General features: G+C 60.9%; 14 protein-coding genes. All 14 read right to left on the reverse strand.

Annotated elements, in window-relative coordinates:
* Window position 1: 1 nt before the first annotated feature.
* Complete coding sequence (locus F8N12_RS01090; RefSeq protein WP_150578740.1) at window positions 2-694, reverse strand: N-acetyltransferase; 693 nt, start codon at window positions 692-694, stop codon at window positions 2-4.
* 126 nt (window positions 695-820) lie between these two features.
* Window positions 821-2125, reverse strand: coding sequence for a lipopolysaccharide biosynthesis protein (locus tag F8N12_RS01095; RefSeq protein WP_150578741.1), 1305 nt, complete (start codon window positions 2123-2125; stop codon window positions 821-823).
* Entirely contained in the window at window positions 2122-3123 is a 1002-nt protein-coding gene (locus tag F8N12_RS01100; protein ID WP_150578742.1) for a polysaccharide deacetylase family protein, read from the reverse strand. The genes F8N12_RS01095 and F8N12_RS01100 overlap by 4 nt, the downstream gene beginning before the upstream one ends.
* Before the next feature lie 15 nt (window positions 3124-3138).
* The gene (locus F8N12_RS01105; RefSeq protein ID WP_150578743.1) at window positions 3139-4275 is read right to left on the reverse strand and encodes a glycosyltransferase family 2 protein; all 1137 of its coding nucleotides are present in this window, start codon (window positions 4273-4275) and stop codon (window positions 3139-3141) included.
* Window positions 4268-5236: a glycosyltransferase gene (locus F8N12_RS01110; protein ID WP_150578744.1), complete on the reverse strand. Its 969-nt coding sequence runs from the start codon at window positions 5234-5236 to the stop codon at window positions 4268-4270. Before F8N12_RS01110 ends, F8N12_RS01105 begins: the two co-directional genes overlap by 8 nt.
* Complete coding sequence (locus tag F8N12_RS01115; RefSeq protein ID WP_150578745.1) at window positions 5233-6600, reverse strand: O-antigen ligase family protein; 1368 nt, start codon at window positions 6598-6600, stop codon at window positions 5233-5235. The genes F8N12_RS01110 and F8N12_RS01115 overlap by 4 nt, the downstream gene beginning before the upstream one ends.
* Window positions 6597-7700, reverse strand: coding sequence for a glycosyltransferase family 4 protein (locus F8N12_RS01120; protein WP_224787648.1), 1104 nt, complete (start codon window positions 7698-7700; stop codon window positions 6597-6599). Before F8N12_RS01120 ends, F8N12_RS01115 begins: the two co-directional genes overlap by 4 nt.
* Entirely contained in the window at window positions 7697-9289 is a 1593-nt protein-coding gene (locus tag F8N12_RS01125) for a GumC family protein (protein ID WP_150578746.1), read from the reverse strand. Before F8N12_RS01125 ends, F8N12_RS01120 begins: the two co-directional genes overlap by 4 nt.
* Window positions 9290-9306: 17 nt before the next feature.
* Entirely contained in the window at window positions 9307-10332 is a 1026-nt protein-coding gene (locus tag F8N12_RS01130) for a polysaccharide biosynthesis/export family protein (protein WP_150578747.1), read from the reverse strand.
* A gap of 22 nt (window positions 10333-10354) precedes the next feature.
* Window positions 10355-11002 (reverse strand): CpsD/CapB family tyrosine-protein kinase, encoded by a 648-nt coding sequence (locus tag F8N12_RS01135; protein ID WP_150578748.1) that lies wholly within the window; start codon window positions 11000-11002, stop codon window positions 10355-10357.
* Window positions 11003-11749 (reverse strand): sugar transferase, encoded by a 747-nt coding sequence (locus F8N12_RS01140; RefSeq protein WP_150578749.1) that lies wholly within the window; start codon window positions 11747-11749, stop codon window positions 11003-11005. It lies immediately after the preceding gene.
* A complete protein-coding gene (locus F8N12_RS01145) occupies window positions 11746-12804 on the reverse strand; it encodes an NAD-dependent epimerase (RefSeq protein WP_150578750.1) in 1059 nt (352 codons plus the stop codon). Before F8N12_RS01145 ends, F8N12_RS01140 begins: the two co-directional genes overlap by 4 nt.
* Window positions 12801-14150, reverse strand: a complete 1350-nt coding sequence (locus F8N12_RS01150; protein WP_150578751.1) for a UDP-glucose dehydrogenase family protein — start codon at window positions 14148-14150, stop codon at window positions 12801-12803. Before F8N12_RS01150 ends, F8N12_RS01145 begins: the two co-directional genes overlap by 4 nt.
* Window positions 14151-14254: 104 nt before the next feature.
* Window positions 14255-14452: a hypothetical protein gene (locus F8N12_RS01155; RefSeq protein WP_150578752.1), complete on the reverse strand. Its 198-nt coding sequence runs from the start codon at window positions 14450-14452 to the stop codon at window positions 14255-14257.
* Between the last annotated feature and the right edge of the window lie 37 nt (window positions 14453-14489).

The following is a 14489-nucleotide window of genomic DNA, read 5'->3' on the forward strand; positions in this document are numbered from 1 at the left end:
CTCAGGTCACCGATGCTGTAACGGTTGAACGTTCCGGTTTGCGCAGGGCATCGAGGCGCGAACCGCTGTAACGGGTTTCCCGGTAGAAGCGCCAACGGCCAAACAGCCCGTACACGTTCATGACCCGTCCCTGTTCTTTGTAGCCGGTGCGAATGTGTAACTTGAGCGCCGGAATATTGCCCGACTCGCACACATCCACCACCTTGTTGCAGCCCTGCGCCTGCATGGCTTTCCACAGTTCGGTCTGCAGGTCCATTGATAACCGCGTGCCCCAGTAGGCGCGGCTCAGTTCACCGCCAAACTCGAAAAACTCCCCGGCTTTCACGGGAAAGCTGCAGCCGTAATAGTGCTTGTCGTGGTAGTTGCGGGTGGCGCCCCAGATGAAAGCCACTGCGTCACCGGCCTCATCGACGTGCATCTGTCCGGTGAAACCTTCACGGGCGAGCTCGGCCATGGTCTCTACGCGATCGCCAAAATGACGGGTAAACGCCACGGCGTTTTGCGCGGTGATGGCGACGACTTTCAGCGGTGGGTACGGTCGCAGTTTATGCGGCGGGATCGGCGTGACCAGATCGCGCTCCATCCACAACAGTTCCCAATGAAAAAATACATAACGCTTCCAGCCTTTGGCGGCGGTAGCGCGCCAGCCTTTGTGCCGGATGTGCTCGCCAAGCTTGCTCAAAAAAACACTCATGGTATTGGCTCCTGACGGTGGTGACCGTGGATGGAGTGGCTCACCGTGCGGACAACGGGTTGCGCGGCAAACCATGCGATGAGAATCATGGGACAGGGCCCCGGCTCAATAGCAGGATCAGGTGTGTCATGCCGACTTGCGCTGCAGCATGTGCAACATCGGACTGAAGTCGCTGGGCAGGATGATCAGGGTCTGCCACACCGGCACGCCGCTCAATCGGCAATACAGGACAAGCAACGCTACGGTCACAGCCAGGTAAGCGATGGACGACGCGGCTGCCGCGCCAACGATGCCGTACAGCGGGATCAGCACTACATTCAGCGTCAGGTTAAGCAAGGCGCCGAGCCCCATCAGCAACGAAATCGTGCCGGGGCGGTTTTTGCCCAGCAAGTCCAGGCGCAGGATGCTCGCGTAGCACAGCCCGAGCAGGCCCGGCAGCAGCGCGAGCAACGCCGGGTACGCCGGTTGATAGGCGGCACCGAACAGGGTGACGATCAGCCATTCGCCAATCACCGCCATGCTCAGGCAGGCGCCGAGCATTACCGTAGCGGTCAGGCGCAGCGCCAGCGGGGTGACTTTGTCCATGCCCTCATCCTGCTGCAGCAGGCGTTTCATCAGTGGCGTGGTCACTGCTTCCGGAACGATCAGCAGCAATTCAGCCGCGGCGCTGGCCATGGCGTAATGACCCAGCGCGGTGCTGCCGAGCAGGGCGCCGATAAACAGGTAGTCGGAACGCAAGATCACTTGCTGGAAGAGCAAATCGGGATGACTGCGGGCACTGAAGCGCAGCAGTTCGTTCTGGCTGCCGCGGTCCCATTGCAGTTTCAGCGGCTGCGCACGTTTGAGCCAGAACCAGCCCGCCAGCACCACCAGGCTGATGCCCGCCAGCCAACTGAGCAGTGCAGCTTCCAGCGCAGCGTCTTTCCACATCCAGAACAGGGCAAGAAACAACAGCAGCGGCGCAAGGGACTCAATCAGGCGCAGGACGTTGAACGCCATGATCCCGCCGGAGGCGTTGTGTAACGTCAGCAGTCCGCTTTTGAGCACGGTCAACGGTACCGCCAGCAGCAACAGCCAGGCGAGCAGACCGAGTTGCGTGGTGATGTCGAGCTCGGTGCCGAACTCGCGGGTCAGCCCCACCACCAGCAACGTCAGCAAACCGGCAAGCAGGCAGCCAAAGACCAGCACCTGACTGAGCAACAAGCCCATCGGCCGCTGCTTGGCGGCCTGATAACCGACCGCCGAGTTAAGCCCGCCGCTGGTGGCCGCGCTGATCAGATCGGGCAAGGTGCTGAGCAGGGCAAACAGACCGCGTTCGCTCGGCCCGAGGATCCGCGCCAGCAATACGTTGCGCAACAAGCGCAAAGCGATCATTGCCAGCTTGGTGCCCATGCTCATGGCCAGGTGTTTGAGGTAGTTGCTGCGGCTCATGGCCGTGCCCCGCGATAAATGCGCCACGACAACAATTCCGGATTGCGCGCGGTGCGCTGGCTGACCCCGAAACGCGGGAGCGCCAGCGGGTCTTCGACGCCACGGTAGATGCCGGTGGCGGTGCCCAGACCGAACGCATAGTCGTGCTGCGCCACGTGGAGGCGCACACGTGCGTCGTTGTCGCCGTTAGGGTAGCAATAGACCGGCAGCGGCTGATTGCAGCCGTTCAACAGCGCATCGCGGCTGCGCCTCAGTTCTTCGTCCAGCCGTTGATCATCAAGGCCGGTAAGGATCGCGTGACTCGCGCCGTGCGGACCGAAACGCACCAGGCCGGAAGCTTCCAGCGAGCGCACCTGATGCCAGTCCAGCGCTTGCGGCATCGACTCTTGCGGGCAGTCATCGGTCAAGCGACTGAGATCGTGCGGGGCAAGGGTTTTCAGAGTCTGCAAATACTGCAAAAGGGCCAGGCTGCGGCGCTGCACATGCCCTTCAGTGAGCGCTGCCGGCACCGGCCGTGCGGCCATGTTCAGACGATTGATGATGTGCGCCCGGGCCCTCTCGCCATGGCTGCCCCACAGGGTTTCACCGATGCTTTCCCACCAGAACCGCTGGCGACTGCCGATGAAATCGGTGGAGAGAAAGATGCTCGCCGGCACCTGGTATTTTTGCAGCAGCGGGAAGGCGTTCAGGGCGTTGTCGCGCCAGCCGTCGTCGAAGGTCAACGCCACTTTTGGTCGTTCGGCGTGCAACGTGCCGGTTTGCAGAATGTCCATCAGGGGCACGCAATCAAAATGGCGTTTCAGCCAGATCAGCAAGTGCTCGAAGGCGTTCGGTCCGACGCACAATTCATTGCGATGGGGCAGGGTGGCAGCGTTGTCGTCGGCCAGCACCCGGTGCAGCATGAGAATCACCCCGGCCCCGTGCAGCTGGTTGCGTCCTGCCGGCGAGTTGCGGTACAGCCAGCCACTGGTGCGTTTTAACAGTTGTCTGATCGCCATGGCACGCTCCTTTTTTCAACGATTCTGTTCCGGATTCCACTGCGCATAGCGCTGGCCACGCAGGAACTGCCACAGTCCGATACTCATCCCGGCCAGGGTCACCAGAAGAAACGCGGCGAGGCGGAAGGGTTTGGGCAAGCGGTGTCTGAAGTCCATCAGACCGGCGATCGCCACTGTGTAGCCGAACAACTGGGCGATCAGGCTCAAGCGATAAAAACCGTGTTCCTGCCACAGCCAGAAATTGCTCAGCAACAATGGCAACAACAGGATCGGCGCCAGACGGCGGATCAGCTTGTGACTGATCAACGCAATCGAATAGAGGCCGTGTTTCATCGGATTGAGCAGTTCGCTGCGCTGGGCCAGGCTTTGCAGGCCACCGACTGTGACGCGCTGGCGCCGACGGAATTGCTTGTCGGCCTCGTCGACACCGTGATCGATCACCTGCGCCTCGGGCACATAGACGATTTGTTTATGCGCAACCGGCGCGCAGGTACTGATGAAGAAATCGTCGTTGACCTCCGCCGGGATGTTCTGGAACAGCTCGCGACGCAGCGCCAGCAGGGCACCATCAGCGGACACCATGCAGCCGGTGCGGTTTTCGACCTTGCGCAGCCAGCCTTCGTAGTGCCGATAGAGGCTGTCGCCGACACTCAGGCCACCGCCCGTTACCGGAATCACCATATGCCCGGCGCAGGCCCCGACTTCAGGGTCGGCGAGCGGCGCGAGCAAATGGCCGAGGGTGTCGCGCGACCATTGGTTGTCGGCGTCGGTAAACACCAGAATGTCGCCGGTGCTCAGTGCTGCGCCGGTGTTCAGGGTCGCCGCTTTACCTTGGCGCGGCAGGTCGAGCACGGTGATGCGCGGGTCGACCACCCGGTGTGCGCACGCTACCGTGTCATCGGTCGAACCGTCGCTGGCCAGAATGATCTGCAGCGAGGAAGGCTGATAATCCTGGGCGAGCAGTGTGCGTAACTTGTGTTCGATGTGCCGCGCCTCGTTGTGCGCGGCGATCACGATGCTGACATTCATCGGCGCCGCTGGCGTGATGCGCCGCGCCGGGAACAGCGGCGCCAGCACACTCAGCAGCAGCGGATAACCGACGTAGGCGTACGCGGGCAGCAACAGGCAAGTCCAGAAAAAGAATTCAGCCACGGGCAGGCCTCCTGGCAGTCCAACGACACATACTGAGGGCGAACGCGGCGCCGGCCAGGTGCAAGCGCACCCAATGCAACCCCCACAGTTGCAGGGTCAGGCCGATGTTGCGGTGCTTGTGGCTCTGGCGAACGCTCATCACCAATGCAGGCAGGGTCGTGAGCATGATCATCAGCAGTGCGTGATGAGGGAAGCCGCCCATCAGCGCCGAGATCGCCAGGAAGTCCAGGAGCCAGGCGCCAAGGGATAACAGAGGGAAGCGCAGCAGGCGCAGACTGATGCCGTGGTTGCGCAACAGTTGCAGATGGCTGCCCTGACGCCACATTTCCTTGCCCATCCACTCGCGCCAATTGGCTTCGTAGCCCCAATGCAGGGCAACGCTCTGGTTGATCGCCAACAATTGCGCGCCAGCTTCGTGCTGACGCAAGGTGAAATCCTTGTCCTCGCCCGTGCGCAAACTTTCGTCGAAACCGCCAACCTTGTCGAACCAACTGCGGCGCATCAACAGATTGCAGCTGGGCAGCCAGTCGACTTTGCGCACGGCATGAGTGGCCGGGCGCAATGTCCGCCGTTGCCAGGCCGTGGCGTACCACGGCGCCTGGGCGGGGGTGTGCAGGTCAAGGCCGAAGACATCCGCCTGGCCGCTGCTTTCCAGTTCAATCAACGGCCGCAGCCAGTCTTCCGGCATTTCCACGTCGGCGTCGATGAAGGCCAGCCATTGCCCTGTTGCGATGGCCGTACCGCGATTGCGCAGTGCGCCGATCAGTACGCCCGGTACCACCAGCACCTGCGCTCCGAACTGTCGGGCGATCTGCGGGCCCTGATCACTGGAGCCGTTGTCCACTACGATCAACTCGCATTCGAGGTTGGCCGCATGCGCGGCTTTTTGTGCCGCGAGCAGCGTGCGGCCGATGTGCTTCGCTTCGTTGTACATCGGAATGACAATACTGATTAGGCTCATGCCCTGGCCTCCGGCAACGGACTTTCTTCGGCTTTCAAACGCAGCACGCTGGTCAGGGCGAGCATGATCCACACGTACTTCTGGTTCGGTGCACTGAGGAACATCAGGAATAGCGTCAATGACAGGAAGCTCATGCTCAGGTGCGTCATCAGGTCCGCCTGCGCGCCGTTACGTCGCAACAGCCAGGCGCCGCGTGCGCGGATCAGGTTGTACAGGCCCAGGCCCAGCATGCCGACGAACATCAGCCCGGCGGGGATGCCAAGCTCACTGAAGATTTCCAGGTAGGTGTTGTGCGCGCGCCGGTACAGGTCGCCGATCTTGCGGTTGGCCGAGAAAGCCTTGGCGTAACCCGTGGCGGCATAGTGCAGCGGGAAGGTCCCGGGCCCTGTGCCGATCAGCGGGTTTTCGCGGATCATCTCGCTGCCGACCACGATGTAGGAGGCGCGACGCCCCAGCGAAGCGTCCTGACTGCGGGCGCCGGCGCTGAGAATACTCAAGGACTTGATGCGCTCGACGTAACCGGCCGGCATCGCATGGATCACCAGCGGGATCGCGATTACCGCGCCGAGCATGGCAAAGCCCAGGTGCCGGGGACGAATACGCGCCAGCTCGGTGCGGTAGTGCCAGACGCCAATCATCAGGCTGAGAAACAGCACCACCAGCCCGGAGCGCGATTCGGTCTTGGTCATGCCGCCCAACAGCAGAATGAAGCAGGTGGCCCAGAACAACCGGTGCAACATTTTCGGACTGCTGATCACCAGCCACAGGGCCAGCGGTACAGCGAAGGCGATGAGCATGGCGAAGCCGTTCGGGTCTTCGAGCAGGCCGGAGGCTCGGCCCTGATCCTGATATTTGGCCGAGAACATCGCCAAGGCGCAGGTCGCCGTCACGCTGAGCGTTACCAAGCGGGCAAACAAATCCATATTCAGTTCACGACCGATCAGCAGAGTGATCACAAACAGAATGAAACCGACACTCAGTTCGCGCAGGTGACTCAGTGACATGCCGAGGTTGTCGGTGGCCAGCAGACTCAACAGGTACAGCGCGATAAACCACACCAGATAGCGCCATATGTTGCTGCGCAGGCGTTCCGAGGGAATCTGGTGAATGGCCAGCTGCAGCATCAGGATCACGGCCAGCGACACACCGATGAATTTGGTGCCGGAAATTTCGTTTTCCTTGAAGAAACCTTCGAACGGCACCAGCACCGCAATCCCGAGCAGACCCCACGTGGGTTTTCGGTACAGCAGCGAGACACCGACCAGGCCCAGCACCGCAGCGGGTGCCAGAAACGGATAAGGGCTGGCCAGCAAACCAAGGCAGACCAGGGCGAGCAAACTGACGATCGAGAGTGGAAATATCACGCGCGAGCCTCCCGTGCAGTACGGATATAAAGCTGCGACCAGCGTTCGGCCAAGGCCTTGAGGTCGTAGCGATCCAGTTGCGTACGTCTTGCGTTGTCGATCAGCTCACTGGCCAGCGCCGGGTCCGTCAGCAAGGTGCCGATCTGCCGGGCGAGGGCGGTGCTGTCGGCGGCCGTCGCCAGCAGCCCGTTGTGCCGATGCTCCAGCACATCGGGAATGCCGCCGACGCCGAAGGCCACTACCGGCACCCCGGCTTGCATCGCTTCCAGCAGAATCATCGGCGTGCCCTCGGTGCGTGAGCTGATCACCAGCGCATCGAGTTGCCGCCACCACACGCTCATGTCGGTCTGATACCCCGGCAGCGTGATGCGCGCCTGCAAACCTGCCGCTTCAATGCGCGCCAGCAAGCTGTCGCGTTCCGGGCCGTCGCCGAGCATGACGGCGTCCAGTTGCGGGTGCTGCAGGCACAGCGGGATCAGCGCATCAAGAAACAGGTCGGGACCCTTTTCACTGCTCAGACGCCCGACGTACCCGGCCAGCCAGCGCGGCCCTTCAGCCGCGTGGGTGAACGAACCGTTGGCCGCCGGCAAGCCATTGGGAATGACCTGCAACTTGTCGGCATGCACGCTGGCTTTGCGGTGCAGCGCCGCGATGCTTTCGGCCACGCAGACCACACGATTCACCGAGGCCGTGCGGCACAGCTGCAAGCTCAACCAGGTGTAAAACTTCTGCTTGCGACTGCGCGGGGTGAACCCGTGCTGCGTAATCACCAGTGGCAGGCGCAACAGTGTCGCGCCGACCCAGCCAAACAACAGGCCTTTGAAATTGTGCGTATTGATCAGCGGCTTTTCAGCACGCCGCTGACGCAAATGCCCGAGCAGGTCCCCCAGCCCCGCGCAGCCCTGGCAATCCACCGAGGCGTCGCGAAACCGCGCAATCAGCTCTGGCGGCGCGTCGAGAAACAGCACCTGGTGCTGCCCCGGCGTCGCCAGGCAATGGTCCAGCAGCATCCGCTCAGCCCCATAGAAGCCGCCGCTGCTGAGCAAGTGAATGATCGGCAGGGCGCTGGTGTGACGGGTGGCGCTGAGCGGCGCGTTCAATTGCGCACCCAGTGTGCAAAGCCACGCATGGAGATGCTTCTGTGTGGGTTGGCGGGCAGCGTGTTCTGGTCATTGATCACCAACAGCACTGGCAGGCCCAGCTCGTGGCTGATTTGCGCAGGGTGCTTGAAGCGATGATCGAAGAACTCACGCACGTAGACCAAGGCGATGGCCAGCAACAGACCGGCGAGCAAACCGAACGGAATAATCAGCATCGGTTTCGGAAAGGCAGCTTCGGTCGGTTCGTACGGCGGGCTGAGCACGCGGGCGTTGGACAAGTCGCTGTCCAGCGAACGGGCGCTGCTGCTTTCGGCAAAACGCTGCGCGTAGGTGGAGAACGCCGCGTGCAGCGCGTCGATCTCGGTGTCCATCTGGCGCAGTTTGCTTTGCGTCACTTGCAGCTGGTGGATGCGCTCCTTGAACTCGGCGATGCGTGCGGTTTTCTGCTCGATCACTGAGCTGACAATGGCGATGTCATTGGTGCGTTCCTGAATCCGGTTGCTCACCACCTTCAGGAACTGCTGACGGGTGCGGGCAATTTGCTCGCGGGTCAGCAGCATCGGTTCACTGCCCGGCTGGAAAATCGCCAGGTCGTTCATGTAGCGGCTGACCTGGGTGGTCAGCGCCTCGCCCATCTGTTTGATCTCGCGATCTTCGAAGGCGACGTTGTCCACGGTGGTGGTAAAGGTGTAGGGGAAGGTGTAGTCGTTGAGTTTGGAGTCCTTGGCGGCAGCCAGGCTGGTTTTCAGGTATTCCAGCCAGCGTTGGCTTTGCAGGAGGCGATCGCGGTACAGGTTGAGCGCTTGCTCCTCGGTATTGATCGCATTGAGGCGGAAGGTGATTTCTTCCTTCGGATCGGACGAACCGACCCCTTCAAGCAATCCCAGACGATTGCCTTCCAGCCCATCGAGACGCACCTGATATTGCATCTTTTTGGTTTCGTAGAAGCTCTGCGGCAGGTCGATCGATTGCAGCGCCTGACGGCTGGCCAGGTAGTTCTGCAACAGCGCTGCGACGAACTTGGTGCCTTGCGCCGGATCACCAAAGCTGTAAACGATGGAGATCACGTTGGAGCCTGGCAGCGTTTCGATTTTCAGGCTGTCGATGGCCTGAGCAGTGAGCGAGTCCAGCGTAGTATCGCGCACCGGATCGGTTTCGAGCCCGAGCGCATCGCGCATCGGGTTGATCACCTTGGCCCGCAGCGGATTGACCACATAGCGTTTGAACGGCTCGGTCACCAGTTTGTTGAACCCGCTCGGCGGCGGAGAGTATTCGCCCTGCTCGCGCAAGTCACTGACGGTCTGCCGGATCAAGGCAGGGGAGCGCAGGATATTGCTCTCGGTTTCCATGTCTGCCAGAGACGGCGGAATGAACGAGGCGTTCTCCTGATTAAGCGACGTGGTGGCGTCGCCTTGTGACAGTTTTTTGGACTGCACGATCACCTGGGCGGTGATATCGAAGCTCTGTTTGAGCATCAGCGGCAAGACCAGCGCGATCACTGCAAAGACCAGGAACACTCGCTTGACCAACTGTTTGTTGGCAAAGAAGATCCTGAAGAACTCATGCAGGTAGTTTTCCTTTGGATTCATGTCGATTCACCTGAGAGTTAGTTGCTGTCACTGTCTTTGTCGTCGAGGCGATAGCCGAAGCTGAGGCCCACGCCCTGGAACAACACCACGTCTGCCAGCTGCCGCGCGAGCTCACCGGCGCTGGCCAGTTTGGTCTTGGGCACGTACAGCATGTCGTCGGGTTGCAAGTAGGCGATCTGCGACGCATCGCCCGAGAGGGCTTTTTCGACGTCGTAGCGGCGTGCCTGAACCTGATTGCCGTTGCGGCGCATGATCACCACCGAATCAAGGCGCGCCTTGATGTTGGTGCCACGGGCCAGGGTCAACGCTTCCAGTACCGAGACCGGCCGACGGATCGGATAGGAGCCGGGTTGGGCCACCTCACCGAGCACGAAGATTTCATTGCCGGCGGTGGATTTGAGCAACACGTCCACGGTCATCCGGCCCGGCAGTTCGGCGTAGCGCTTATTAAGGAAGGTTTCCAGCTGATTGACCGTCATGCCTTGCAGTGGCACGGAGCCGATTTCCGGAAAACTCGCATAGCCGTCGGTGCCCACGGTGATCTCGCGGCTCATGCCGGTGCCGGGGTGGTTCAGTGCGCTTTTGAGGTTGGCCTCATTACTCAGCGGGCTGATGACCTGCACCGACAGTTGGTTGCGGTTGGGCTGGAACAGCTGTTTGCGTTGATAGGCGCGCTGGATCTCCTGACGCGCTTCTTCGCTGGTGAGCCCGGCAATTTTCACCGAGGTGTTGGCACCGGGCAGTTCAATGGTGCCGTCGGGCAGCACCAGTTGGTTGCCGTTGAGCTGACTGGCTGCGGTGAAGTTCAGGCCGATCTGGTCACCGGACTGCACGCGGTAGGCTTCCGAGCCGCTGGTGCTGATGCGGAAGATCACGTCCAGCACATCCTGTGGCCGCAGAGTCTGTTCGACCCGGGGCATGTCCGTGGCCTGGGCGTTGGCTGGCGCAGCGGTGAGGATATTCACCGGCATGTTTTGTGTTTCCGAAGTGCTGGTGCAACCCGCAAGCGGCAGCAACAGCAGGACAAGCATTCTGGCGTTCATGGCGTCATCCTTTTGCAGTGGCTTACAGGTTTTTGTAGAGCCATTTAGGCATGTAGTACTTGCGTCGGTTGAAGACGCTGCCCACCAGTTTCGCGCCGGCCTGAGTCAGGCGCTGGACGGCGGCCTGGGCTACCTCCCAGCGGGTGTCTTCGGAGCGCACCACCAGGATCACGCCATCGACCTGAGTGCTGATGACCAGGGTGTCGGCCGCCGAATACACCGCGTCGCCGTCAATCACGACGAAGCGGTACTGGCTGCCGAGCTGGTCGAGCAACGGGCTCAGGCGTTCCGGGGTCAGGTGCTCGGTGCCGCGCACAAACCGGCCGTTGGGCATCACGTGAAACGGCAGGCTCGAGACGTTCACCACGCAGTCCTGCAACAGCGGCGGGCTCTGCGTGTTGAACAGCAAGTCGCGCAAGCCGCGCTCCTTGGTCAAACCGAGTTGCTGCGAAAGGTTGGTGGCCGAGTGGCTGGCGTCGATCAGCAGCACGTCGCCGCTGCTCATTTGTGCCAGTTGGCTCGCCAGCGCCAGGGCGCTGGTGGTGGTGCCTGCGCCGGGGTTGGCGGCAGTCAGGAATAGGATCCGCAGATCTTGATCGAGCACAGTCGAAGTCAAATTGGACTCGCTCGGGTTTGCGATGGTGAGGCTTTTGGCTGATGAACCGTCCATTTAACTCGCTCCGTGGCCGCTGAATACTTTGAAGGGGGTTTTCAACAGGATCTTCAGATCAAGCAGCAGGCTCTGCTCGGCGATGTAGCTGAGGTCCAACTCAACGCGCTGGTCGAAGTCGATATTGCTGCGCCCGGATATCTGCCACAGGCCGGTCATGCCGGGGTAGATGCTCAGGCGAGCCAGATGATTGTCCTTGTAGCGATAACTGGTGAACGAGGTCGGACGGGGGCCTACCAGGCGCATGTCGCCCATCACTACATTGATCAGGTTCGGCAATTCGTCGAGGCTGCTGCGCCGCAGAAATCCGCCGATGGGGGTGATACGCGGATCCTTGTCGATCTTGAAGTCGATAGCGTCGGCACCGTGCTTGTTAAGGTGGCGCAACGACTCTTTGAGCTCTTCAGCGTTGGCGACCATGGTGCGAAACTTGTACATGCCGAACTTGCGGCCACGGTAGCCGGTACGTTTTTGCACGAACATTACTGGCCCCGGGCTGCTGAGTTTGATCAGCAGTGCCAGACCGAGCAAGAGGGGCGAAAACACCAGCAGGATCAGCAAGGCACCGACGCATGCCAGCACGCGATTGGTGCGCGACAGCGTCCACGGTCGGCCGCCGTCACGACCGGTCATCCAGCCACGGCCTTGCCGGTGGATCGCTGTATCGAGGCGCATTCGGTGCTCAGGGTCCAGGCGCTTGTCGCGACGCAGCTGTTGGAGCGGTACACCTTGTTCATGTCCAGTCATGGATTCCTCCGCTGAAGTTCAGCCGCGAGCGGCGCGTTGGCGATAGGCAGTGGGTAGTACTCGCGGAACCAGGCAATGAAACGCCCGAGTCCCTCATCCAGCGCGATACAGGGCTGGAAACCGGTGGCCTGGGCCAGATCGCTGGCATCGGCGCAAGTGTTCAGCACGTCGCCAGGTTGCAGGGGCAGCAACTCGACCACGGCTTTTTGTCCCAGGTGTTTTTCCAGCAGGGCCAGGTATTCCTTGAGTTCCACCGGATGCTGGCCGCCGATGTTGTAGATCCGCCACGGCGCCATGCTGCTGGACGGATCAGGCTGCTCGCGATCCCACTCGGGCGCGGCGTGCGGCGGCAGGTCGATCAGGCGCGCGATGCTCTCGATGATGTCGTCGATGTAGGTGAAGTCGCGCTGATGCTCGCCGTAGTTGAACAGCTTCAGTGGCGTGCCTTCGGCGATCGCCCGGGCAAACTGGATGGGCGACATGTCCGGCCGGCCCCACGGTCCGTACACGGTGAAAAAGCGCAGGCCGGTGCAGGGAATGTTGAACAGGTGGGCGTAACTGTGCGCCATCAGCTCGTTGGCTTTCTTGGTCGCGGCGTACAGCGAAAGCGGATGATTGACGCCGTCTTTCACCGAATAAGGTGTGGTCTGGTTGGCGCCGTAGACCGAACTCGACGAGGCGTAGATCAGGTGCTTGACCGGATGATTGCGGCAGCTCTCGAGGATGTTGAGAAAACCGCCCAGATTGCTGTCGACGTAGGCCCGCGGATTTTCCAGCGAGTAACGCACACCGGCCTGTGCTGCGAGGTGGATGACCACCTCGGGTTTTTCATCGGCAAACAGTTTTGCCATGGCCGCGGCATCGGCCAGGTCAACTCTAGCGAGCTGGAAAGGGCCGGCCTGCTCCTGCACCCAATTCACGCGATCGTGCTTGAGTTGCGGGTCGTAGTAATCATTGAAGTTATCCAGGCCAATGACTTCGTGCCCGTCGCGCAACAAGCGCAACACACAGTGGGCACCAATGAAGCCGGCGGCTCCGGTGACAAGTATCTTCATGGTCGCAAGGCCTCGGGAGCAATGTGGCGCAGGCCAATACCGCTGTAATGCAAGCCGGCCGCTGCTACGTGTTCAGGGTTGTAGAGGTTGCGGCCGTCGACGATGACCCTGGAGCGCAGCTTGCCGGCCAGCAGCTCGAAGTCGACTACGCGGAAGTTTTTCCACTCGGTGCAGATCACCAGCGCATCGGCGTCTTCCAGGGTGTCGTCGCGGGTCGCGCACAGGTGCAGGTCGTTGCGGTAGCCGTAAATGCGTCGGCATTCGGACATGGCTTCCGGGTCGTAGGCCTGCACGCTCGCGCCTTCTGCCCACAACGCATCCATCAGGTAGCGGCTGGGCGCTTCGCGCATGTCATCAGTGTTGGGTTTGAACGCCAGGCCCCAGATCGCAATGGATTTGCCGGCCAATCCTTCGGGGAACTGCGCCTTGAGTTTGCCGAAGAGAATGTGGCGCTGACTGTCGTTGACATCAGTCACGCTGCGCAGCAACCGCAGCGGCATGCCGTTGTGTTCGGCGGTGTGCAACAGCGCGCGCAGATCCTTGGGGAAGCACGAACCGCCAAAACCGCAGCCGGGGTAGATGAAGTGGTAGCCGATGCGCGGGTCCGAACCGATGCCTTTGCGCACCGCTTCGATGTCGGCGCCGAGCAGTTCGGTAAGGTTGGCCAGTTCGTTCATGAAGCTGATGCGCGTAGCAAGCATGGCATTGGCGGCGTACTTGGTCAGCTCGGCACTGCGGTTGTCCATGAACATCAGTTTTTCGCGGTTGCGGCAGAAAGGCGCGTAGAGCTCGGTCAACTGGTCGCGGGCCTGTTCGTCATCGGTGCCGACGATGATCCGGTCCGGGCGCATGCAATCGGCGAGGGCACTGCCTTCCTTGAGAAACTCCGGGTTGGAGACGACCCGCACCTTCAGGGATTTGCCGCGACGCTGCAGTTCTTCGCTGGCGGTGGCGGTGACCTGGTCCGCCGTGCCGACCGGTACGGTGGATTTGATGATCAGCGTGCGATCGGCCTCCATGTGGTTGGCGATCTGCCGGGCGACGTTGAGCACGTGGCTGAGGTCAGCGGAACCGTCTTCATCGGCCGGTGTGCCGACTGCGATGAAGATCAGCTCGGCGTGCTCGACGGCATCACTGGCCTGGGTAGTAAACATCAACCGGCCGGCCTTGATGTTTTCCTCCAGCGTGCCGGACAGGCCCGGTTCACTGATAGGCGGTACTGCTTGTTGCAGTTGTTTGATCTTGTTGGGATCAATGTCGACACACAGGACACGATGTCCGACATCGGCCAGTGCCGCTGCTTGTATCAGGCCAACGTAGCCCGTACCAAATACGCTCACGTCCATATTGGCGTGCCTCGTAAGACGGTGGAGAAATCAGAATTGGGACTGTCAAAAGGGGTATAGACCAGCCGCAGGAAAACGTGTCAGCAAAATGACATGTTCTAGTGTTACTTACGGGCGTGTTTAGACGGCGATTGGCCATCAAGTGCTTGCCAGTGCTGGATTTGCCGGATTTTTGAAGGATTTATATGAGTTTCAACAAAGCGATAAACGGTCATAGGCCCTGAAACCGGTGGCTTCAGGAGAATCAACTGTGTCAGATTTGAGTCAACATTTTTTTGACGCTTTTGCAAAATTTCTGACATTTCTTGCTCTTTAGTGGCCCGGTGCTAGTGTCAAAAT

The sequence above is a fragment of the Pseudomonas fluorescens genome, assembly GCF_902497625.1.
Taxonomy (GTDB): Bacteria; Pseudomonadota; Gammaproteobacteria; order Pseudomonadales; family Pseudomonadaceae; genus Aquipseudomonas; species Aquipseudomonas fluorescens_BQ.